Genomic DNA, 21,333 nt, shown 5'->3' with positions numbered 1-21,333 from the left:
CCTTCGGCTCACGGCACGATGACGGTTGGCACGGTGGCAATCTGTGCCAGCCCCAGAGGGACCGAGCCAAAGATGCGCGCCGTCATGGATTGCGTGCCGGAGCGGCCGACGATGATCATCGAGGCCTCCGCCTCGGTGGCGATCTCTGCCACCAGTTCGACCACAGAGCCGTATCGGATGCGGCAATCGACCTCGAGCCCGGCGTCCTTCACCTTGGCCATCGCCGGATCGAGGATGACCTCCTGCGCGCGTTTCAACTCTTCCTTGCGCCGTCCGTGCCGCTCTTCAAGCTCCTGCGGTGTGAGGAACTTGTAGGGCGACCATTCCAGAATATGGACAAGCAGCAATGCCGCATTGTCCTTCTTGGCCCGCGCGATCGCATAGTCGAGCAGGCCGTCATCACCTTCCTTGTTCTCGTAGGCGACGACAAACGTCTCAGTTGCCATTGGATTTCCCCGGTATGATTTTTCTGAGGCCGCGTCTGCGCCCCCTGTTGGCCGGGGCTCTTTGGCAGATGCTTTCCCTAGGGTCTATGCTGCGGGCGACGTTACGCATTTGTCACGAAAAAAAGCAAAATGCCGCAGGTTCCCGCCTAAAGGAGCGGGGAGGAGGAGAAAATTTTCTCCTTTTTTTCAACAATGCCGCCTGACTATAGTCGGTCTTGCCGGGAAACGGCTGCTGTGGCCCGGTGCAACACGTCCTTTGGGAGAGCGACATGGGCAAGAGAGACGATCTGATCGAAAAATACGCCGAGGACCTGCGCAGCAAATGCGGTGTCGAGCCGGACATGGATCTGCTGACCAAGGTCACCATCGGCTGCGGCCCGTCGATCTATGACGCTGATGCCTCGACCGTCGCCTCCAGTCAGGATCACGAACTGGAAACAGTGAAAGACAACTTCCTGATCAAGAAGCTTGGGCTCGACGACGGGCCGGAGCTGATGGATGCGATCCATTCGGTGGTCGAGACCTATGGCCATTCCGAGCGCAACAAGTACCGCGCCGTGGTCTATTACCTGCTGGTCAAGCATTTCGGCAAAGAGGCGGTCTACGGCTGAGCGCATAGGAGCGCTGGATTTTAGACAGTTCGCCTTTGCCAGAGTCGCTTTGCGATGGCATTTTGAGGGTCCGGCCAGAAGGTCGGATCTGGTTTCACCGCAGCGCCTGTGGGAGTGCGCGTGGGGTGGCAAGGGGTCCGGCGATGCGTCGGGCCCCTTTTCCGTTTCCAATCTCGATATCGGATCCCCGTGGGCTCATGCCCTGCGAGCAGCCTAGACGGGCAGGCCGCCTAGAACAGACCGAGCACCAGCCCGATCACCGCGCAGCCAAAAGTCGCATAGCCGCCGTCGATCAGCGTCAGCTTGAAGGGCCGCTGGCCGTAGGCGTTGTTGATCATGATCCACGGCGCGATGAAGAAAAGGCCGATGCCCAGCCCCGCGACCAGACCGGCACCGGGGCTGGCGATGCCCGCCATATGAAAGATGTGCCGCATCATGCCCGCCACCAGCAGCATCGCGATGGCCGATAGCACAAAGGGCAGGGGGCTGCCGTTCTTCGGCTTGCCCGAAGCGTCGCACTCTATGCCAGAGGCTGCGAGCCAAGGCTTCGATAGACTCATGTACCAGCCCGCGCCGAAGAGCCAGCCAGCCAATGCCGCGACGATCACGCTGATCAAGTCCATCAAGGCCTCCCTCGCTGTCGCGGGAAGCCTGCCGCAAAGCGGGCGTGCTGCCTAGCGGCAATCGCGGGATCAGGCCTTCAGGCCGCCTTTGGCGCAGATGTGCTGGAACTCGGCCTCGGTCACCGGCTGCACCGACAGGCGCGACTGTTTGATCAGCGCCATCTCGGACAGCGCCGGATCGCCCTTGATCTCGTCGAGCGTCACCGGTGTGGGTAGTTTCTCGATGGCCTTGATGTCCACGCATTCCCAGCGCGGGTCATCGGCCTTGCTGTCGGGATGCGCCTCGGCGCAGATCTCGACGATGCCGACGACGGCCTTCTCCTTCTGCGAATGGTAGAAAAAGCCGCGATCCCCAAGCGCCATCTCGCGCATGAAGTTGCGGGCCTGATAGTTGCGGACCCCGTCCCATTCCTCGCCCGCCTCGCCCTTTGCGACCTGGTCATCCCATGACCAGGTCGAGGGCTCGGACTTGAAGAGCCAGTATCTCATCGCAGCATCCTCAGCCGATGACTTTTTTCCACGCGGTCAGGGTGACGCTCTCGAACAGACCGGCGAGCGCATAGGGGTCTTTGTCGGCCCACTCCTGCGCGGCGGCCATATCCTCGACGTCGAGGATCACCAGGCTGCCCGCCATCTCGCCCGCATCATCCAGCAGCGGACCGGCCTGCGCGACCACGCCGGTGCGCTCGATATAGGCGAGGTGTTCGGCGCGGGTGTCCTTGCGGATCTGCAGGGCACCGGCTTTGTCCTTGGCGATAAGTGCGACGAGCATGGTCATTCCTCCTTCAGGGGTCTGGAAAGAAGCTCATCCAGAGCTTCGGCAATGGTAACGCGTCCCTCGGTCAGACCGGCGACAACGGCAGAGATCGGCATGGCGATCCCCTCGCGCGTGGCCAACGCAGTGACCGCGCGTGCGGTTGCGGCGCCCTCGACCGTCACCGACGGATCGAAACCCTCAGTGCGGCCCAGCGACTGGCCATAGCGATAGTTGCGCGACAGGTCCGAAGTGCAGGTGAGCGCCAGATCGCCAAGGCCCGAAAGCCCCGTAATCGTCTCTGGTTTCGCCCCCAGGTGCACCGCAAGGCGGGTCATCTCCGCAAAGCCGCGGGTCATCAGCGCGGCGCGGGCGCTGTCGCCCAGACCGGCGCCGATGCAGGCGCCGCAGGCGATGGCCATGACGTTCTTCAGCGCGCCGCCAACCTCGGCCCCGGTGACATCGAGGCTGCGATAGAGCCGCAGCGTCTTGGTCGAGAGCACATGCTGCAGCACCAGCCCAGCCTCGGCGTCCTCGCAGGCGAGCGTCAGCGCCGTCGGCAGGCCGCGCGCGATGTCGGCGGCAAAGCTGGGGCCGGTGAGGATTGCGGGCAGGGCGTCGGGCTTGGCGTGGGCGATCACATGGCTGGGCCCGGTGGTGGTGGCCAGATCGATGCCCTTGCAGCAGGCGACCAGCTTTTGCCCTTCGAGAGAGCTCTCGATCGACCCCAATACGGCGGAAAGCGTCTGCATTGGCACCGACAGAAGCAGCGTCTCGGCTTCGGCGGTGCGCGGCAGATCGGCGGTGATCTCGATGCTTTCGGGCAGGGTTACGCCGGGCAGGCGCGCGGTCTGGCGGGTGCAGGCCATTTCGGCCATCGTCTCGGCGTTGCGGCCCCAGAGCATCACCTTGCGGCCATCACGGGCCAGCGCCACGGCCAGAGCGGTGCCGAACGCGCCAGCGCCAAGCACGCCGATCATGCTTTGGCGCCTTTCTTGCCCGAGCCGAGAAGCGGGGCCGCCGATTTGTCGAGCGGCCAGCGCGGGCGCGCGGCCAGCGTCATGTCCGAGCGTTCGCCCGCCGCCAGAAGCTCGCCGCCCGCATAGGCGATCATCGCGGCATTATCGGTGCACAGCCGCAGCGGCGGCGCGGTGAAACTGACGCCATGCGCGTCGCACAGGCTCTCGAGCGCCCCGCGCAGAGCCTTGTTGGCCGCGACACCGCCCGCCACGGCAAGCGCGGGCTGGGCGGGATTGCCTTCGAGATAGAGCCGCAATGCGCGCTTGGTCTTCTCGGCCAGCACGTCGCGCACCGCCGCCTGAAACCCGGCGCAAAGATCGGCGCGGTCCTGCGCGTGCAGCCCGCCCTGTTCGTCGATCAGCTTGTCGCGCATGCGCAGCAGTGCGGTCTTCAGACCCGAGAAGGACAGATCGCAGCCCTCGCGGTCGAGCAGCGGCCTTGGGAAGCGGAAGCGTTTCTCGTCGCCCTTTTGGGCCTCTTCCTCGACCGAAGGGCCGCCGGGCTGCGGCAGGCCAAGCAGGCGTGCGGTCTTGTCGAACGCCTCGCCCGGCGCGTCGTCGATGGTGCCGCCAAGCCGGGTGAACTCCTGCGGGCCGCGCACCACAAGGAACTGGCAGTGCCCGCCCGAGACCAGCAGCATCAGATAGGGATAGGCCAGATCATCGGTCAGCCGCGGCGTCAGCGCATGGCCCGCGAGGTGGTTCACCCCGATGAGCGGCTTGCCGGTGGCGGCGGCGATGCCCTTGGCCATCATCACGCCCGACAGCACGCCGCCGATCAGCCCGGGGCCGGAGGTGACGGCAATGGCGTCAAGCTCGCCCACGGGCACACCGGCCTGCACCAAGGCCTGTTCCACCGCCAGATCGAGCTTCTCGGCATGGGCGCGGGCGGCGATCTCGGGCACCACGCCGCCAAAGGCCGCATGCAGTTCGGCCTGCCCAAGCACCACCGAAGACAGGATCTCCCGCCCGCGCAGCACCGCCGCCGCGGTGTCGTCGCAGCTGCTTTCCAGCCCGAGGATCGTCAGTTCAGCCATCAGCGCGTCCGTTGCATCCCTTTGCTCTTGCAGCTACCACCACAGAAACGCTGCCACAATCCCAGCCCTTCTGAATACAGGAGCAAGGATGCCCGACACCCAGCCTCTCCTGCTGCTCACCCGCCCGCGCGCGGCCTCCGAGCGGTTCGTGCAGGAGCTGGCCGAGGAGGGCATCAGCGGCTTCACCCCCGTTATCAGCCCGTTGATCGAGGTCGAGCCTACGGGCCCGCTGCCGCAGATGGAGGGGATCACCGGGCTGATCTTCACCTCTGCCAACGGTGTGCGCGCCTATGCCGAACTGGGCGGGGCGCCGCTGCCGCTGTGCTATGCGGTGGGTGAGGCCACGGCGCGGGCGGCGCGTGATCTGGGCATGGTGCCGCGCGTGGCCGGGGGCGATGCCGAGTCGCTGCTTGCGGCGATCCTCGCCGACGCGCCGGGCGGCCAGCTTCTGCATCTGCGCGGCACCCATGCGCGCGGCGATCTGGCGGCCCGGCTGGGCGCGGCGGGCCAACCCTGCCTTGAGGCGGTGATCTACGACCAGCCGACTCGCCCGCTGACCGCCGAGGCGATTGCCGCGCTGCAGGGCAGGCTTCCGGTGGTAGTGCCGCTTTTTTCACCGCGAACTGCCCGGATTTTTGTGGAAGCCGTAGCGGCCGTTAGCGCAACCGCGCCGCTTTTCGCCGCATACATGAGCGCAGAGGTGGCCGGAGCTTGCTCTGGCCACTATGTTCTCGACTCAGACATTGTTTCGCGACCCGAGGGGCAGCTGATGCGTAAGTCGGTGGGAAAGCTTCTAGAATGCGCGCGACCGCTTGTAGAGCGCGCCGGGTCTGTGGAAAGTTATCAACGTGACGCAGGGTCCGGCAGGGACCCGCGCGCGACAGATTGAAAGGGTGGACCGCGTGGCCGACGAGAAGAAGCCAAAGACCGGCGTCGATGAAAACACGGAACGGGATGAGGGCCTGACGCCCGAGACCGAGCCCACCCAAAGCGAGATCTCGGAGGGTGAGACCTCCGAGGAGAGCGTGACCGCATCCACGGGCGACGACACGCTGGCCGCCGAGGTGCAGAACGCTGCCACCAACGATACCGAAGATGCGGATGCGGACGACAGTCTTGCCGGGGCCGATACGGAGCGGGCCGAGGGTGACGACACGCTGAGCGAGGCCGATACCGTCGGTGAAGGCGATCCGCTCTCTGGCGATGATACGCTGGCTGTCTCGAACGAAGACGACACGGTCGCGCATGAGCCGGCGAACTCGATGGAATCCATCCACTCGGTGGGCGAAGCGGTCGAACTTGACGCGGATGAGGACACACCGGCGCAGGCCGAGGACACACTGGGGTCCGCCGGTGCCGACACTGTCGTGGTCGAGGAAGAGCGGATCGACCCCGCCTCCGACCCGATGGCGCGCGAGCCTGTCTCGCCCGAACCCGCCGCCACCGTGCCGCCGCAGGTGATCCAAGAGAAGGTGATCGAGCGCAAGGGCGGCTTCGTGCCCATGGTCGTCGGCGGCATCATCGCCGCGGCGCTCGGCTGGGGCGCGTCGGCCTATCAGTCCGGCACCTTCCCCTTTGGCGACGCCTCCGGCGCCTTCGAGGAAGAGACCCGCGCCGCATTGGCCGATCAGTCCCAGCAGATCGACGCGCTTGGCGCGACGCTCGAGGACACCGCCTCGCAGGTTGGCGGCATCGACCTCACCGATCTGGAGAACTCCGCCGTCGATCTCGGCCAGCGCATGGCCAATGCCGAGGGCAGTGCCGCCTCGCTGAGCGAGCAGGTGGCGCAGCTGCAGACCCGGATCGAGGACATGCAGAACCAATGGCTTTCGGAATCGGTCTCGCCCGAGGCCATGGCGGCCTATGAAAAGGCGCTGGCCGATGTGCGCACCGCGATCGAGACGCAGCGCGCCGAGGTCGAGCAGATGACGCAGGAGGCCATGCAGGCCCGCGAAGCCGCCTCGGATCAGGCGCTGACCGCCGAGTCGCGCTCGGCGCTGGCCGATATCGAGACCGCGTTGCGCGACGGGGCCCCCTATGCCGAGGCGCTGGCCACGCTGCAGGAAAACGGTGTCGATGTGCCCGAGGGGCTGAGCGCCCCGGCGGGTGACGGTGTGCCGACGCTTTCGGCGCTCGAGGCCGACTTCCCGCCCGCCGCGCGCGATGCGCTTTCGGCGGCGCGCCGGGCCGAGGCGACCAATGAGGACACCACCAGCCGCGTTGCCACCTTCTTTGCCAATCAGCTTGGCGCGCGCTCGGTAGAGCCGCGCGCGGGCGACGATCCCGATGCCGTCCTGTCGCGCGCCGAAGCGGCGCTGCGCTCGGGCGATCTTGGCGCGGTGCTGAGCGAGGTTGCGGCATTGCCGGAACCCGCGCAACAAGAACTCTCGGACTGGGTCGCCAGCGCCGAGAAGCGCAAGGCCGCACTCGACGGGGCCGATGCCGTCGCACAAACTCTGAACCAGAACTGAGGGTAAGGGCTCGTTTTCATGCTTTGGTCACTTCTGAAAATCGTTCTCTTCGTCGCCGCCGTCGCGGCGCTCACCCTTGGGGCTGGCTACCTGATGGAAAGTCAGGGCGGGGTGCAGATCACCGCCGGCGGAATGGAATTCACCCTTGGGCCGCTGCAGTCGGTGATCGCCGCCATCGTGCTGGTCTTCGTGCTGTGGGTGGTCTTCAAACTGGTGTCGCTGCTCATCGCGATCCTGAAGTTCATCAACGGCGATGACACCGCGCTGTCGCGCTATTTCGACCGCAACCGCGAGCGCAAAGGCTATCAGGCCATGTCCGAAGGCCTGCTGGCGCTGGCCTCGGGCGAGGGCAAGCTGGCCATGGCCAAGGCGCAGAAGGCCGAGCGCTACCTGCACAAGCCCGAAGTCACCCATCTGCTGACCGCGCAGGCGGCCGAGCTGACCGGGGACACGCGCAAGGCCGAAGAGGTCTACAAAAAGCTCATCACCAACGAGCAGACCCGCTTTGTCGGCATCCGCGGCATGCTCAAGCAGAAGCTGGCGAAGGGCGACACCGACACCGCGCTCAAGCTGGCGGAACGCGCCTTTGCGCTGAAGCCCAAGCATGAGGAAATTCAGGACGTTCTGCTGCAGCTTCAGGCGCAAAAGCACGATTGGCAGGGCGCGCGCAGAACGCTCTCGGCCAAGCTCAAGCACGGCGCGCTGCCGCGTGACATCTACCGTCGCCGCGACGCGGTGCTGGCGCTGTCGGAAGCCAAGGACATCATGGATGAGGACAAGCCGATCGAAGCCCGCGAGGCGGCCATCGCTGCCTCCAAAGGCTCGCCGGACCTCATCCCCGGTGCCTCCATGGCGGCCCGCTCCTACATTGCGCAGGAAAAGCCCAAGCTCGCCGCCCGCATCCTCAAGAAGGCATGGTCGGTGCAGCCGCATCCGGACCTTGCCGCCGCCTTCGCCGAGATCGCCCCCGACGAGACGCCGCAGGCGCGGATGAAGCGGTTCGGCACGCTGACCTCGGTCAAGCCTGACCACCGCGAAACCCGTCTGCTGAAGGCCGAGCTTGCGCTCGCCGCCGAGGATTTCCCCGAGGCGCGCCGCGCCGTGGGCAACCTCGCCGAAACCGAGCCCGATGCCCGCGTGCTGACCGTCATGGCGGCGATCGCCAAGGGCGAGGGCGCTGGCGAGCAGGTGGTGCGCGGCTGGCTGGCCAAGGCGCTGGTGGCGCCGCGAGGCCCGCAGTGGGTCTGCGACAAGTGTCACCACGTGCACGCCGAATGGGTGCCGGTCTGCGACAATTGCGAAGGGTTCGACACGCTGAGCTGGCGCAACCCGCCGCATTCCGACGTGGCCCCGGCGGGCGCAGAGATGCTGCCGCTGATCATCGGCGCGCTCGAGGACAAGACCGACGAGCCGACCGCAGAGCCCGAGGCGCCCGAAGTGCTGACCCCGACGCAGGAGGCCCCAAAAGAAACGCCGGCTGAACCGCCGGTCGAGACCGCTGGCACGGACGCGGAGAAACGCCCGGATGTGCCGGACGCCGAGACCGTTGAAGAGCCGGCCCAGAACGCCGAACCTGAGAAGGCAAAATAGGCCTTTTCCTAGGGCGGCCCCGGTGCTAAGAGGCCGCCCACCAGTGCCGCTGTAGCTCAGCTGGTAGAGCACGTCATTCGTAATGATGGGGTCGGGGGTTCGAGTCCCTTCAGCGGCACCACCGTCTCTTCGGAGACCGGATCAGAAGGCCACCCGCGCGGGTGGCCTTTTGCGTTTTTGGGGCTCTGCCCCCGTCCGCTGCGCGGACTCCCCCGGGATACTTTCGCCAAGAGGAAGGAGGGGCAGCGCGGCGCTTTGGTCATCGCGGAGGCATCTTGATGCCGTCATGGGCAGTTTCGGTGGCCGAAGGCGGCCGCGCTCTCGACTTGAGCGGATGTTCCCCCTAACGCAGCGGCACGCAATACACTCACGAGGACAAGTCACGTGCCCGCCATTGTCACCGGAATCATCGCGCTGCTGCTGTTTCAGCTCGGCGGCGAAGTCCTCTCCCGCATGTTTTCCCTGCCGCTGCCCGGCCCGGTGCTGGCCATGGTGGCGCTGGTCGTCGGCATGGTGCTGTCGCCCAAATTGCTTGAGCTGATCCGCCCGGTGGCGAGCTTCCTTTTGCAGAACCTCTCGTTGCTCTTCGTGCCGGTGGGCGTGGGCGCGGTGGCGCGGCTCTCCGAGCTGTCGTCCAATGCGCTGGCGCTGGGGGCGGCGCTGATCGGATCGACGCTTCTGGCGATCTGCGTCGGCGCGCTGACCTTCGAGTGGGTGGCGCGGCTCACCGGCAATACCGACGAGGAGGAAGACGCATGACCGATCCGCTTCTCGTCTGGTCGTATCTCGAAAGCGGCCCGCTGCTGTGGCTGACGGCGACGCTGGTGGCCTATTGGATCGCCGACCGGATCTTCCGGCTCAGCCGCGGCAAGCCGTGGTTCAATCCGGTGATGCTTTCGGTGATCCTGCTGGGCGCGCTGCTGATGGCCACGGGCACCCCCTATGAGACCTATTTCGAAGGCGCGCAATTCGTCCACTTCATGCTTGGCCCGGCGACGGTGGCGCTGGCGCTGCCGCTGCACGCCAACCTGCGCCGGGTGCGCAAGGCCGCGCTGCCCATGGCGTTGGCGCTGCTGGCAGGCTCGCTGACGGCGGTGGTCTCGGCGCTTGGGCTGGCAAAGGCGCTGGGGGCGGAAGGGCAGCTGCTGGCCTCGCTGGCGCCGAAATCGGCCACCGCGCCGGTGGCGATCGGCATTTCGGAAAAGCTCGGCGGCGATCCGGCGATGACCGCGGTGCTGGTGCTGCTGACCGGGATGATCGGGGCGATCGCGGTGACGCCGATGCTCAATGCGCTGGGGCTGCGCGACTGGCGTGCGCGCGGCTTTGCAACGGGTGTTGCCGCGCATGGCGTCGGCACCGCGCGGGCGTTGCAGGTGCATCCGACCGCCGGGGCCTTTGCGGGCATCGGCATGGGGATGAACGCGGTGCTGACGGGCATCCTCGCGCCACTGGTGCTGCATCTGTTCGAGTAGCGCGGTCAGAGCCGGAGAGCCGGCAGCACGAGGTCAGGGCAGGATCAGGCCACGCCCGCCCGCAGCGCGTCATGGATGTGCAGCAGACCGACCAGTTGCCCGGCCTCGTCAACCACCAGAAGGACCGTGCGCTTCTTCTCGTTGAGGATGCCAAGCGCCTCGGTAAGCAGCATCTCCGGCCGCGTGGTGAGCGGGCCGGGGGTCGCCACATCGCCGGCGCGGCGCTCCAGCAGCCCCTCCATGTTGCGGCGCAGGTCGCCGTCGGTGATGATGCCGCTCAGGCTGCCGCCCTCGACCACCGCAGCGACGCCAAAGCCCTTCTGCGACATGGTCACCAGCGCTTCGCTCATCGGAGTTTCCGGGCGCACCACGGGCAGCTCGTCGCCCTTGTGCATCACCGCCGAGACCCGCAGCAGCGCCGCACCGAGCGAGCCGCCGGGGTGGAAATGCGCATAGCTTTCCTTGCCGAACCCACGGTTGCTCATCAGCGCCACGGCAAGCGCATCGCCGAGCGCCATACACAGGGTGGTCGAGGTGGTGGGGGCCATGCCGATGGCGCAGGCTTCGGGCGCGTCGGGCAGCAGCAGCAGATGCTGCGCGGCGCTGGCCAGCGTGCTGCCCGCGCGTTTCGTCACCGCGATCATCGGGATCGAGAAGCGGGCGCAATAGCCGATCATATCGGCCAACTCACGGGTCTCGCCGGAATTGGAGATCAGGATCACCGCATCCGCCGAGGTGATCATCCCCAGATCGCCGTGGCTGGCCTCGCCGGGGTGCACAAATTGCGCCGGGGTGCCGGTGGAGGCGAGGGTGGCGGCGATCTTCGCGGCCACATGGCCGGATTTGCCCATGCCCGAGACGATGACGCGGCCCCGGATGTGCAGCAGCAGATCGACCACCGCGTCGAAATCGGCGGGCAGCTCGTCGGCGAGCCGGGTCAGCGCTTCGGTCTCGGTGGCGAGGACGGCGCGGGCGATGTCGGACGGGGTTTCGGGCATGATCTTCCCTGTTGTGACCTGCGCGCGTGTTAGCCCGCAAATGCGGGCTTGTCCAACCTCGGGCGGCATGGCTTGCGTGCCGGATCGCGCTGGGGGGGGCGAGGAGAAAGCAGAATCAACGCGCCGAAGCGCCCACCTCCGCGCCATGTCGGTCAGGCGACGCTTATGCTGCTTCGGGTTGTTTTGCGGGAAACCGCATTCCGCCCCGGCAAGAAATTGACACAAAATGAGTCAGCTTCCGGGCCTCGGCGCTCTCTCAACAGGCTGGATGGGCAAGCCCGAGATTGCTATTTTGTAGTGTATAAAAACAAACGAGAGCAGGATTTCAGGACATGACAACGGCCTATCGTGGCACGTTCGTCATCTCTTGGTCACAGACGCGCATAGACGGCCTGAAGGCCGCGCCTCCGTCGGCCCTGCAAGTTGGGGCCGCTTGGGCTTGGTGTGGTGAGTTAGTAAAGGTCGCGGGACCCTCGGGTCCCGATGTGTTTGACCGGGAAGATGGGGAAGCGGAGCTTCGCAAGCGGGCGGCGCAGATGGTGCGCCGGTTGGTGAGCGAAGCCATGACGGATCAATCGGCGGAACGCCGGGCACATCCGGAGACTTCACAAAGCGATGTATCCGCGCCGCGCCAAACCGGCGGCGCGGTCATGCCGGAGTCCAGCTTTGTCGTCACGGACGGCTTGAAAAGCTACACGGTGACAGAGATCGAGGTCGCGGACAGCTCGCGGCCTCTGTTGATGTTCGTCGGAGAGATACCGCCGCGCGACAAGGACATGTGGGTCGTCCACAATACGCTCGAGCCGAGTTTCCGGCGCGATCGCGCGCGCCCGGACGAGGGCGGGGTGATCTGCTTTGCGGCGGGGACGCGCATCCTGACGCCGCGCGGGCTTGTCGCGGTCGAGCATCTGCGCGAGGGCGACAGCGTGCAGACCAAGGACGACGGCATTCAGCCAGTGCATTGGGTCGGCAGCCGCAGGATGAGCGGCGCGCGCCTGCATGTGATGCCCGATCTGCGCCCGGTGCTCATCCGTGCGGGCGCCTTTGGAATCGAGCGCCCGGACGATGAGTTTCTCGTCTCGCCGGAGCATCGGATGCTGATCCGCGGCGCGGTGGCGCGGGCGCTGTTCAACACCGACGAAGTTCTTGTGGCCGCCAAACATCTGGTCAACGGCAGCACGATCCGCCGGGACATCGGGCAGCGCGAGGTGACTTATGTGCATCTGCTGCTGCCACGGCATGAGATCGTCTTTGCCAATGGCGTCGAGACGGAGAGCTTCCATCCCGCCAATACGGCGCTTTCGAGCCTGTGCGACGATGATCGCGCGCGGCTCATGAGCCTTTTGCCGGGCATTGCCGAGCGTCCCTGTCTCTATGGCACACACGCACGCCGCAACCTCAGCGCGCGCGAAGCGGCGCTGCTGATGAAGGAAGCGGCCTGACCCGAACGCCATGCCAGTCTCAAGACAGAGCTGGCATGGCGCTTTGTACGTCTTTGATGGCGTCTCCGGTGGAGTCGGTCAGGCAAAGCCTCCGCCCACATCCGAATGCAGCCAATCCAGCCAAGACACACCGTGATGCGCCGCCTCTGGTGCGTGCGCATCGGAAGTGCCATCGAACTGGCCGTGATGCGCGCCGAAGTCGACCGGCGAGTCGCCGTCAAACAGCGCACCGTGAAGCGCGGCGTATTGGCTTTCAATAAACTGAAGCTCCTGCGCCATCATCTCGGAATGTGTCTGCTCGGTATCAGACTGGGCTGCAGGGCCAGAAGCGGTCTGCACGCCATTCCGACCCCCAGCAGCGCCCGAGAAATCGAAGGTATCCGGCTCGTCCGCATCCTCGTCGAGGAACCGCAGCATCAGATCCCGCGCCGCGGCGGAAAATGTCGGCGCGGTGCTGGCGGCAAGCATCTCGGTGCCTGCCTCGGTCGAGAGCACGCTTGCGCTTGGGGACAGCGGGTCTTCGACCGGGGCGCGCGGCACATGGCCGGTCGCGTCCAGACCCATATCCTCCAGCGGGCCATCGACCGAAAGCTGCATGATCTCGGGCAGCCGCTCGGTCCAGCCGATGCGCCAGCTTTCGCCATAGCCGCCTTGGTCGGTGGCCCCATGCGAGTCCTTGTCGTCGCCCGCCTCATTGCGGTCCGGCATATAGCCAAGGCTGATCGCGGCGTTGCGCAACCCGCGCACGCTGCCGTCGGCCTCTAGCCGGAACAGCGCGAGCTTCGACTTGCGACCGGTGGTCAGCTCGGCCCGCTCGTGGGCCAGCGCATCATATTCGAGGCCGTAAAATTGCTCGGCCTCCGTTTCGGGCATGAGGGTGAGCCGCGCAGCGTCGCGCGGATCGGTCATACCGTAGCCAAAACTGCCGACGGCAATGCCGGCATCGACCAGCGCAAGATCATGAGCCTGCGCGAATTCAAGGTTCAGGGACTGGACGCCGTTGCCCATGCCCCCGGCCCGCCAAGAGGACGGGACGATGTCATATGTCGGTTCCATGGTTCACTCTTCTTCCGCCACCCATGCGATGACGCCACAATCGCGCAGAGCGGCGGCAGAAGAGGTGCGGGAAGATGGCCGAAAAGCGGACATTCTCCCCGTTTTTACATGAACTTGAGTGGGCCCTGAGACCCCGCCGATCAGGCGTCCTGCGGTTTGCTCTCCAACTCGCGCAGGATATCCGCCAGCCCGTTGCGCCAGTCCGGGCGCGGCAGCCCAAAGGCGGCCACGGTGGCGCTATTGTCCATCCGCGAGTTGCCGGGCCGCTTGGCCGGGGTCGGGAACTCGGAGGAGGGAATATCGGCGACCTCACAGGTGACCCCGGCCTGAGCAAAGATCTCGCGGGCGAAATCGGCCCAGCTCACATCGGGTGCGCCCGAGAGGTGATAGGTGCCGGATTTTTCCGGCGCCTCGATCAGCTGCTCGGCAGCGGCGAGGCAGAGCACCGCGATATCGGCGGCGCAGGTCGGCCCGCCGATCTGGTCGGCGACGATGGTCAGCCGGTCGCGCTCGGCGCCGAGCCGCAGCATGGTCTTCACGAAGTTCTTGCCATGCGCCGACACCACCCAAGAGGTGCGGATGATCGCGTGCGGCCCGCCCGCGGCGCGCACGGCCTCTTCGCCCGCCAGCTTGCTGCGCCCATAGGCACCCAGCGGGGCTGTGGGGGCGTCAGGGAGGAAGGGCTCATCGCCCGCGCCGTCAAAGACGTAATCGGTCGAGATATGCACGAAGGGGATGCCAAGATCGGCGCAGGCCTTGGCCATCGCGCCGGGCGCGGCGCCATTGACCAGCGTGGCGGTCTCTTCGTCGGTTTCGGCCTGATCGACGGCGGTATAGGCGGCGGCGTTGATCACCACATCGGGGGCCTCGGCGCGCACGGCCTCGGCGCAGTCTTTCGGGTCGGTCAGGTCGACCTCATCCCGTGCCAGCGCCACAACGGGTGCGCGGCGCTGCAACTCGCGGGCCACCTGACCGGTGCGGCCGAATACCAAAACTCGCATCTCTATTCCTTGTCTCTCTGTCTCAGAGCATCGCCGGGACAACCTGATCCGGCGGGCGGTGCCCGTCGGCAAAGGTCTTGACGTTGATGATCACCTTCTCGCCCATCTCGATGCGGCCTTCCAGCGTCGCCGAGCCCATATGCGGCAGCATCACCACATTGGGCATGTTCACCAGTTCCGGGTTGCCGCGGATTTTGTGCTGGTAGACGTCGAGCCCGGCCCCGGCGATCTCGCCCGCCTTCAGCATGCGGGTCAGCGCGGCCTCGTCGATCACCTCGCCGCGCGAAGTGTTGAGCAGTACCGCCGAGGGTTTCATCAGACGCAGCCGCCGCGCGTTGAGCAGATGGAAGGTCGAGGGCGTGTGCGGGCAGTTGACCGAGATCACGTCCATCCGCGCCACCATCTGGTCGAGGCTCTCCCAATAGGTCGCCTCGAGGCCCTCTTCGATCTCCGGCCGCAGGCGGCGGCGGTTGTGATAATGGATCTGCATCCCGAAGGCCGAGGCGCGGCGCGCCACCGCCTGCCCGATGCGGCCCATGCCGAGGATCCCCAGGCGCTTGCCGCCCAGCCGTGTGCCGAGGAAGGCGGTCGGCGCCCAGCCGGCCCAATTGCCTTCCTGCATGGTGGCGAGGCCTTCCTGCATGCGGCGCATCACCGCCAGCATCAGCCCCATCACCATGTCGGCGGTGTCATCGGTCATCACGCCGGGGGTGTTCGAGACCATGATGCCACGGGTGCGCGCGGTCTCGACGTCGATATGATCGACCCCGGCGCCGTAATTGGCGATCAGCTTAAGCCGCGGACCGGCCTGCGCGATCAGCCCGGCGTCGATCTGATCGGTCAGTGTGGGCACCAGCACATCGGCCTCAGCCATGGCGGCGGTCAATTCTGCGCGAGTCATCGGGATGTCCTCGGTTCGCAGTTTGACGTCGAAAAGCTCGCTCAGGCGGGTTTCGACCGCCTCTGGCAAACGTCGCGTGACGACAACAGTCAGGCGTTTCTGCGGCATGGCGGGTGGGGCCTCCCTTTCCTTACGCTCTGCGCTTTGGCACAGTGTCCCATGCATGCACGGGGCACAAGAACCCCGGCGGAAAATCTCGAGCAGGACAGACACGATGGTCAGGACTTCTGTGTTGGCGGGGCTGCTTGCCGCCCTGCTTTGCGGCCCGGTCACACCGGCGGTCGCACAGGCGGCCGAGGAACGCGGGCCGGTCACCAACCTTCCGTTGCCGCGCTACGTTTCGCTCAAGACCAGCGAGGGCAACGCGCGGCGCGGCCCGTCGCTCACCCACCGCATCGACTGGGTCTACACGCGGCGCGATATGCCGCTGGAGATCGTCGCCGAATACGGTCACTGGCGCCGGGTGCGCGACAAGGACGGCGCGGGCGGCTGGATCCATTATGCGCTGCTCTCGGGCGTGCGCACGGTGCTGGTCGAGGAAGACATGCTGGAGTTGCACGCCCAGCCCGATCCCGAAACGCCGGTCGAGGCGAAACTGGCGCTTGGCGTGATCGCCCAGCTCGAGGCCTGCAACGCGGAGTGGTGCCAGCTTTCGGCGGGCGGCTATGAGGGCTGGGCCCCCAAGAGCGCCATGTGGGGCGTCGCTCCGGACGAGATTCGGGAATAGCAGACGGTAGCCGGGCGCGCGCTGGCCCGTGGGATGGCGCGCAGCCTTACGAGGTCATCGCTTTATCCCAGCCAGACCCTTGCGACCTCAATCCGTATCGCACCGCTGACAAAGCGCCAGCCCGCCGGGACGGGCCGGCGCTCGCCCGGCGGCTTCGCCTTGATTCCGGGCGGGGCAACTCGCCAGCCACAAGGAAGCCCCCAAACGAAAAATCGCGCCGCAGGGGGCGGCGCGATCTTCTGATCTTCAGCGAGGGGCGATGGCTCAGCCAACGTCCTTGTAGCTGATTTCCTTCTGATCGCTGCCGGTCTTGCTGCGGCGCACATGCAGGCGGTTGAGCGCGTTCACATAGGCCTTGGCCGAAGCATAGACCGTGTCGGTGTCCGCCGACTGGCCGGTGGCGATCTTGCCGTCCTCTTCCAGACGCACCGAGACCGTGGCCTGCGCGTCGGTGCCTTCGGTCACCGCGTTCACCTGATAAAGCTGCAGCCGGGCCGAGTTCGGATAGAGCGCGCGCACCGCCTTGAAGGTGGCGTCGACCGGGCCGTCGCCTTCCATCACGGTGGATTTCTCTTCGCCGCCCACTTCCATCTCGAGCGTCGCCTCAGCCGGACCGCCGGTGCCGCAGACGACCTTGAGCGAGACGATCTCAAGGTGATCGGCGCCATCGGTCATCGCCGCCGTCACCAGCGCGAGGATGTCCTCGTCGAAGACCTCTTTCTTGCGGTCGGCAAGATCCTTGAACCGCACGAAGATGTCCTTGAGCTGGTTGTCGCCCACATCGACGCCGAGATCCTTGAGCTTGGCGCGCAGCGCGGCGCGGCCCGAGTGCTTGCCGAGCGGCAGCGAGGTGCCCGCAAGACCCACGTCCTCGGGACGCATGATCTCGAAGGTTTCCTTGTTCTTGAGCATGCCGTCCTGGTGAATGCCGGACTCATGCGCAAAGGCGTTCTTGCCGACGATCGCCTTGTTGTACTGCACCGGGAAGCCCGAGACCGTCGCGACGCGGCGCGAGATATGCATGATCTTGCGGGTGTCGATATGTGTCTCGAACGGCATGATGTCGCCGCGCACTTTCAGTGCCATGACGACTTCTTCGAGCGCGGTGTTGCCCGCGCGCTCGCCAAGGCCGTTGATCGTGCATTCGATCTGCCGCGCACCGGCTTCGACGGCGGCAAGGCTGTTCGCCGTCGCCATGCCAAGGTCGTTGTGGCAGTGCGTGGCAAAGACGATCTCGTCGGCGCCCGGCACCTTTTCGATCAGCATGCGGATCAGTTCCGCCGATTCCACCGGCGCGGTGTAGCCCACGGTGTCGGGGATGTTGATCGTGGTGGCGCCCGCCTTGATGGCGATCTCGACCACGCGGCAGAGGTAGTCATGCTCGGTGCGGGTGGCATCCATCGGCGACCATTGCACGTTGTCGCAGAGGTTGCGCGCGTGGGTCACCGTATCGTGGATGCGCTCGGCCATCTCGTCCATGGTGAGGTTCGGAATGGCGCGGTGCAGCGGCGACGTGCCGATGAACGTGTGGATGCGCGGGCGGTTGGCGTGTTTCACCGCCTCCCAGCAGCGGTCGATGTCATTGAGCTGGGCGCGGGCGAGGCCGCAGATCACCGAGTTCTTGGAGCGTTCGGCGATCTCCGAGACGGCGCGGAAGTCGCCCTCGGAAGCGATCGGGAAGCCCGCCTCGATGATGTCGACACCCATATCATCGAGCAGCTCGGCGATTTCGAGCTTTTCGTCATGGGTCATGGTCGCGCCGGGCGACTGCTCGCCGTCACGGAGGGTCGTGTCGAAGATATACACGCGGTCTTTGGCTTGGTCGGTCATTTTTCGGATCTCTTGAGTCGTCGTCCTGGAAAGGGTTCGCCGGCGCGAAACGGTCCTCCTCTGAGCGGTCGCGCCGAGATGCGCGCTCAGAGGCGGATTAGGACTAGACGCAGGCCAAGCGCAAGCACCGCGCCAAGGGCACGTGCTGCTGCGGGGATATGGCCGAGTGTCATCATGGCCGCGACTATACGCACGAAGCCCGAAATGAAAACCGCAAAAATCCCACTCTGCGCCGGAAAGTTACGCTGCGGCGCAGCGCCAGCGCGCAGGCCGCTTGAGTGGCGGCGCAGGCTGCCCATATGGTTGAGCAAAGGTATTTTGTTCGGGGGAGTTTGATGTTCCGGCGTTTGTTGAAGGCGGCCATTCTTGCCGCTGGCTGGCCGCTTGCCGCGCTTGCGCAAGAGCGCGAGGTCTATGTGTTCGGCAATTCCCTCGTGCATTTCCTCGGGCAGGAGGCGCATAGCAACACGCCCTACTGGCTGAGCCGTCTGGCCGAAGCGGGCGGGGGCGAGCTTGCGCTCGACGGGCAATGGGGCTTTCTGCGCGACTTCTCGGACGGGCTGCCACCCGAACCGAACTGGAGCATTCCCGGCGTCGCCAACAATTGGGACCCTGGCCGTGGCAGTTTCGGGGATGCGGGCTATGATGCGGTGCTGATCACCCCGGCGAACTTCCTGCAATATCAGGCCGCCGACGCGCCCTATCCGGGCAACAATCCCGGCAACACCAGTCCGCTGGATGCGATTCTCACCGTGGCCGACTGGATCGAGGGGCATGCCCCCGGCACGCCGCTCTGGGTTTATGAAGGCTGGCCCGACATGGCCTCGGTGGCCGGGGATTACCCGCCCTCGGCGCGCGGGCTGCGCAAGTACCACGACTTCACGCTCGGCACCTACGGCGTCTGGTATGACGATCTGCTGGACAAGCTGCGCGCCGCACGGCCCGAACAGGACCTGCATCTGATCCCGGTGGCGCGGGTGATCGCCGGTCTGCTCGGCGATGGCGGGTTGCTGCAGGATTTGCCGGTCGAGGCGCTCTACGTCGATGACGCGCCGCATGGTACGCCGTCTCTGTATTTCCTCGCCGCCATGGTCAGCTACAGCGCGCTTTACGGCGCGCCGCCGCCCGCGGCCTATGTGCCGCCACCCGAGATCGCGCCCGAGATCACCGCCGCCTATGGGCAGATTGCCGAGCAGGTCTGGCAGACGGTCTCGGACCTTGCGCCGCGCCAAAAGGCCGCCGCGGAGGCCCCCGAGGCGCAGACCCAGACCGCCGCCGCCGATACCGCCCCCGAGACCACGCCCGAGGCCGTTCCAGAAGCACCGCTGCCGCAGCGCCCGGATCTTGCGCTGCCCGATCCCGGCGCGCGCCCCGAGGGAGACCCGGCGCTGGCCATGGGGCTCAACGGGCTGTCGGATTGGTCCACCCAGATGCCCTTTGTCGACCTGATGAAATCGGCGCGCGAGTGGATCGGCCATCTGCCCGGCCAATGGGGCGGGGTCGAGATCGCGGCGCTGCGGGCGCAGGGCGTGCTGGACGAGAACGGCTGGCCGCTGCGCATTCCCGAAGGCGTCGAGCGGCTCGAGGCGCTCTTGCTGACCGATCAGCCCGAGGCGGCGGTATCGCTGCGCGGCACCTATGTGGTGCTCTGGCAGGGCAAGGGCGATCTGCAGATCACCGGGCGCGCCAGCCGGGTGCGGATGGAAGAAGGCCGCGCGCTCTTCGACTATGCGCCGGGCGAGGGGTCGGTGGGCATTTCGATCTCGGCCACCGATCCCGACGATCCGATCCACGACATCCATGTGGTGCGCGAGGATCAGATGCAGATCTTCGAGGCCGGGGCGCTGTTCAACCCGCATTGGCTGGCCCGCATCCACGATCTGCGCAGCCTGCGGTTCATGGACTGGATGATGACCAACGGCTCGCCGGTGATGGGCTGGGACGACCGCCCGCGCAGCAGCGATTACACATGGACCGCTTGGGGCGTGCCGCCCGAGGTGATGATCGAACTGGCCAATGAGATCGGCGCCGACCCTTGGTTCACCCTGCCGCATATGGCCGATGACGAGTACGTCCGGCGCTTCGCCGAACTGGTGAAGGCGCGGCTCGACCCGCGGCTCAAGGCCTATGTGGAATATTCCAACGAGGTCTGGAACTTCGTCTTCCCGCAGGCGCATTGGGCGGCGCAGCAGGCCGAGGCGCGCTGGGGCCGTTCGGAATCGGGCTGGATCCAATTCTACGGGCTGCGTGCGGCGCAGGTGATGGACATCTGGTCAGAGGTTTATGGCGACGAGGCCGAGGACCGTCTCGTGCGGGTGGTCTCGACCCACACCGGCTGGCCGGGCCTCGAAGAGCAGATCCTCACCGCGCCGCTGGCCTATCTCGCGCTCGGTCATCAGCCCGCCGAAAGCTTCGATGCCTACGCGGTGACCGGCTATTTCGGCTATGAACTGGGCGGCGAGGAGATGGCGGCTCAGATCGAGGACTGGCTGTCGCGCGCCGAGATGCAGGCGCAGGAGGACGGCGAGGCGCAGGGGCTGCGCCGGGTCGCCCTGCGCGAATACGTCAAACGGCACAGGTTCGACGCGGCCATGCTGCCAGTGGCCATGGCGCTGCAGGACGGCGCGCTGGCGGAACTGACCGGCGAGATCTTTCCCTACCATGCCGAGGTGGCCGAAAAGGCGGGGCTGCGGCTGGTGATGTATGAGGGCGGCACCCATGCGGCGGCGCAGGCCGAGCGGGTGCAGGACGAGCGGCTGACCGCCTTTTTCGAGGCATTCAGCTACACGCCCGAGATGGCCAAGCTCTATGAACAACTGCTGAGCGGCTGGGTGAACGCGGGCGGCACGCTGTTCAATGCCTTTGTCGATGTGGCCCCCGCCTCGCAATGGGGCAGCTGGGGCGCGCTGCGCCATCTCGACGACGACAACCCGCGCTGGGACATGCTGATGAGCTACAACGCCTCGGGGCCGACCGGCTGGGAAGACCGCGCGGCGGGGACTTTCGAAGATGGGCTGATGCTGCGCGCCGATGCGGAAGGCGCGCGGCTCGAAGGGTCCGAGCGGTCCGATATCCTGCTGGGCGGCGCGGGGGATGATGTGCTGGTCTCCGGCGGCGGCAGCGACAAGCTGCACGGCGGGGCAGGGCAGGATCATGCGCTGTTGCCGGGCGCGCGGGGTGACTATGCGTTCAGCCGCGACGCGCAGGGGCGGCTGCTGGCCGAGGGGCCGCGCGACCGCATCACGCTTTTTGCCATCGAGACGCTGTCCTTCGAAGAGGCGCCCGAAACCGAGCTGCCGACCTCGGGGCTCTGAGCCGCAAATCTCTTCGAAGAGATTTGCAATAGCCTTCGAAG

At 66.3% G+C, this 21,333-nt stretch carries 20 protein-coding genes and 1 tRNA gene; 10 read left to right on the top strand and 11 right to left on the bottom strand.

What is annotated here, in order from left to right; all coding sequences use genetic code 11:
• Nucleotides 1-8: 8 nt before the first annotated feature.
• A complete protein-coding gene (locus AYJ57_RS07375; protein ID WP_066103289.1) occupies nucleotides 9-446 on the bottom strand; it encodes a universal stress protein in 438 nt (145 codons plus the stop codon).
• Between the two features lie 269 nt (nucleotides 447-715).
• On the opposite strand from AYJ57_RS07375, the gene AYJ57_RS07370 reads away from it, so the two are divergent.
• Nucleotides 716-1,057: a DUF2853 family protein gene (locus AYJ57_RS07370; protein ID WP_066103286.1), complete on the top strand. Its 342-nt coding sequence runs from the start codon at nucleotides 716-718 to the stop codon at nucleotides 1,055-1,057.
• 230 nt (nucleotides 1,058-1,287) lie between these two features.
• On the opposite strand, the gene AYJ57_RS07365 is transcribed toward AYJ57_RS07370, so the two are convergent.
• The 5 genes from AYJ57_RS07365 to tsaD form a co-directional block, all read right to left on the bottom strand.
• Nucleotides 1,288-1,680 carry a DUF1761 domain-containing protein gene (locus AYJ57_RS07365; protein WP_066103284.1) on the bottom strand — a complete coding sequence of 131 codons (393 nt, stop codon included), beginning with the start codon at nucleotides 1,678-1,680 and terminating at the stop codon, nucleotides 1,288-1,290.
• A 69-nt stretch (nucleotides 1,681-1,749) separates the two neighbouring features.
• On the bottom strand, nucleotides 1,750-2,169 hold the full coding sequence (locus AYJ57_RS07360; RefSeq protein WP_066103281.1) for an EVE domain-containing protein: 420 nt from the start codon (nucleotides 2,167-2,169) through the stop codon (nucleotides 1,750-1,752).
• 10 nt (nucleotides 2,170-2,179) lie between these two features.
• Nucleotides 2,180-2,452, bottom strand: a complete 273-nt coding sequence (locus AYJ57_RS07355; RefSeq protein ID WP_066103279.1) for a YciI family protein — start codon at nucleotides 2,450-2,452, stop codon at nucleotides 2,180-2,182.
• Between the two features lie 2 nt (nucleotides 2,453-2,454).
• Nucleotides 2,455-3,414: an NAD(P)H-dependent glycerol-3-phosphate dehydrogenase gene (locus AYJ57_RS07350; RefSeq protein WP_066103276.1), complete on the bottom strand. Its 960-nt coding sequence runs from the start codon at nucleotides 3,412-3,414 to the stop codon at nucleotides 2,455-2,457.
• Nucleotides 3,411-4,490 (bottom strand): tRNA (adenosine(37)-N6)-threonylcarbamoyltransferase complex transferase subunit TsaD, encoded by a 1,080-nt coding sequence (gene tsaD / locus AYJ57_RS07345; protein WP_066103273.1) that lies wholly within the window; start codon nucleotides 4,488-4,490, stop codon nucleotides 3,411-3,413. Before tsaD ends, AYJ57_RS07350 begins: the two co-directional genes overlap by 4 nt.
• Before the next feature lie 88 nt (nucleotides 4,491-4,578).
• On the opposite strand from tsaD, the gene AYJ57_RS07340 reads away from it, so the two are divergent.
• The 6 genes from AYJ57_RS07340 to AYJ57_RS07315 all read left to right on the top strand — a co-directional run bounded on the left by AYJ57_RS07340 (nucleotide 4,579) and on the right by AYJ57_RS07315 (nucleotide 10,023).
• Nucleotides 4,579-5,379: a uroporphyrinogen-III synthase gene (locus tag AYJ57_RS07340; RefSeq protein WP_066103270.1), complete on the top strand. Its 801-nt coding sequence runs from the start codon at nucleotides 4,579-4,581 to the stop codon at nucleotides 5,377-5,379.
• A 13-nt stretch (nucleotides 5,380-5,392) separates the two neighbouring features.
• Nucleotides 5,393-6,961, top strand: a complete 1,569-nt coding sequence (locus tag AYJ57_RS07335; protein ID WP_066106824.1) for a COG4223 family protein — start codon at nucleotides 5,393-5,395, stop codon at nucleotides 6,959-6,961.
• 18 nt (nucleotides 6,962-6,979) lie between these two features.
• Entirely contained in the window at nucleotides 6,980-8,551 is a 1,572-nt protein-coding gene (locus tag AYJ57_RS07330; RefSeq protein WP_066103266.1) for a heme biosynthesis protein HemY, read from the top strand.
• A 45-nt stretch (nucleotides 8,552-8,596) separates the two neighbouring features.
• Nucleotides 8,597-8,672 (top strand) — tRNA-Thr (locus AYJ57_RS07325).
• A gap of 263 nt (nucleotides 8,673-8,935) precedes the next feature.
• Nucleotides 8,936-9,310: a CidA/LrgA family protein gene (locus tag AYJ57_RS07320; protein ID WP_318246643.1), complete on the top strand. Its 375-nt coding sequence runs from the start codon at nucleotides 8,936-8,938 to the stop codon at nucleotides 9,308-9,310.
• On the top strand, nucleotides 9,307-10,023 hold the full coding sequence (locus AYJ57_RS07315) for an LrgB family protein (RefSeq protein WP_066103263.1): 717 nt from the start codon (nucleotides 9,307-9,309) through the stop codon (nucleotides 10,021-10,023). The genes AYJ57_RS07320 and AYJ57_RS07315 overlap by 4 nt, the downstream gene beginning before the upstream one ends.
• 44 nt (nucleotides 10,024-10,067) lie before the next feature.
• On the opposite strand, the gene AYJ57_RS07310 is transcribed toward AYJ57_RS07315, so the two are convergent.
• Nucleotides 10,068-11,021: a KpsF/GutQ family sugar-phosphate isomerase gene (locus AYJ57_RS07310; RefSeq protein ID WP_083191177.1), complete on the bottom strand. Its 954-nt coding sequence runs from the start codon at nucleotides 11,019-11,021 to the stop codon at nucleotides 10,068-10,070.
• A gap of 332 nt (nucleotides 11,022-11,353) precedes the next feature.
• On the opposite strand from AYJ57_RS07310, the gene AYJ57_RS07305 reads away from it, so the two are divergent.
• Nucleotides 11,354-12,463 (top strand): Hint domain-containing protein, encoded by a 1,110-nt coding sequence (locus tag AYJ57_RS07305; protein WP_066103257.1) that lies wholly within the window; start codon nucleotides 11,354-11,356, stop codon nucleotides 12,461-12,463.
• A 78-nt stretch (nucleotides 12,464-12,541) separates the two neighbouring features.
• Here AYJ57_RS07305 and AYJ57_RS07300 read toward each other — a convergent pair whose 3' ends face one another.
• The 3 genes from AYJ57_RS07300 to AYJ57_RS07290 form a co-directional block, all read right to left on the bottom strand.
• Nucleotides 12,542-13,519, bottom strand: a complete 978-nt coding sequence (locus AYJ57_RS07300; RefSeq protein WP_066103254.1) for a hypothetical protein — start codon at nucleotides 13,517-13,519, stop codon at nucleotides 12,542-12,544.
• Nucleotides 13,520-13,659: 140 nt separating this feature from the next.
• The gene (gene rfbD, locus AYJ57_RS07295) at nucleotides 13,660-14,520 is read right to left on the bottom strand and encodes a dTDP-4-dehydrorhamnose reductase (RefSeq protein WP_066103250.1); all 861 of its coding nucleotides are present in this window, start codon (nucleotides 14,518-14,520) and stop codon (nucleotides 13,660-13,662) included.
• A gap of 22 nt (nucleotides 14,521-14,542) precedes the next feature.
• Nucleotides 14,543-15,529 (bottom strand): 2-hydroxyacid dehydrogenase, encoded by a 987-nt coding sequence (locus AYJ57_RS07290; protein ID WP_066103247.1) that lies wholly within the window; start codon nucleotides 15,527-15,529, stop codon nucleotides 14,543-14,545.
• Between the two features lie 106 nt (nucleotides 15,530-15,635).
• Here AYJ57_RS07290 and AYJ57_RS07285 point away from each other — a divergent pair, with 106 nt between their 5' ends.
• Nucleotides 15,636-16,148, top strand: a complete 513-nt coding sequence (locus AYJ57_RS07285; protein WP_066103243.1) for an SH3 domain-containing protein — start codon at nucleotides 15,636-15,638, stop codon at nucleotides 16,146-16,148.
• A 264-nt stretch (nucleotides 16,149-16,412) separates the two neighbouring features.
• Here the strand turns inward: AYJ57_RS07285 and AYJ57_RS07280 are convergent, their stop codons facing one another.
• Nucleotides 16,413-17,978 (bottom strand): 2-isopropylmalate synthase, encoded by a 1,566-nt coding sequence (locus AYJ57_RS07280; protein ID WP_066103241.1) that lies wholly within the window; start codon nucleotides 17,976-17,978, stop codon nucleotides 16,413-16,415.
• Nucleotides 17,979-18,313: 335 nt separating this feature from the next.
• Between AYJ57_RS07280 and AYJ57_RS07275 the strand changes: the two genes are divergently transcribed.
• The gene (locus AYJ57_RS07275) at nucleotides 18,314-21,292 is read left to right on the top strand and encodes a calcium-binding protein (protein ID WP_066103238.1); all 2,979 of its coding nucleotides are present in this window, start codon (nucleotides 18,314-18,316) and stop codon (nucleotides 21,290-21,292) included.
• Nucleotides 21,293-21,333: the final 41 nt, after the last annotated feature.

It is taken from the genome of Salipiger sp. CCB-MM3 (assembly GCF_001687105.1).
GTDB lineage: Bacteria > Pseudomonadota > Alphaproteobacteria > Rhodobacterales > Rhodobacteraceae > Salipiger.
The sequence above is the reverse complement of the archived record's forward strand: the minus strand, read 5'-3'. Positions and strand labels throughout refer to the sequence as shown.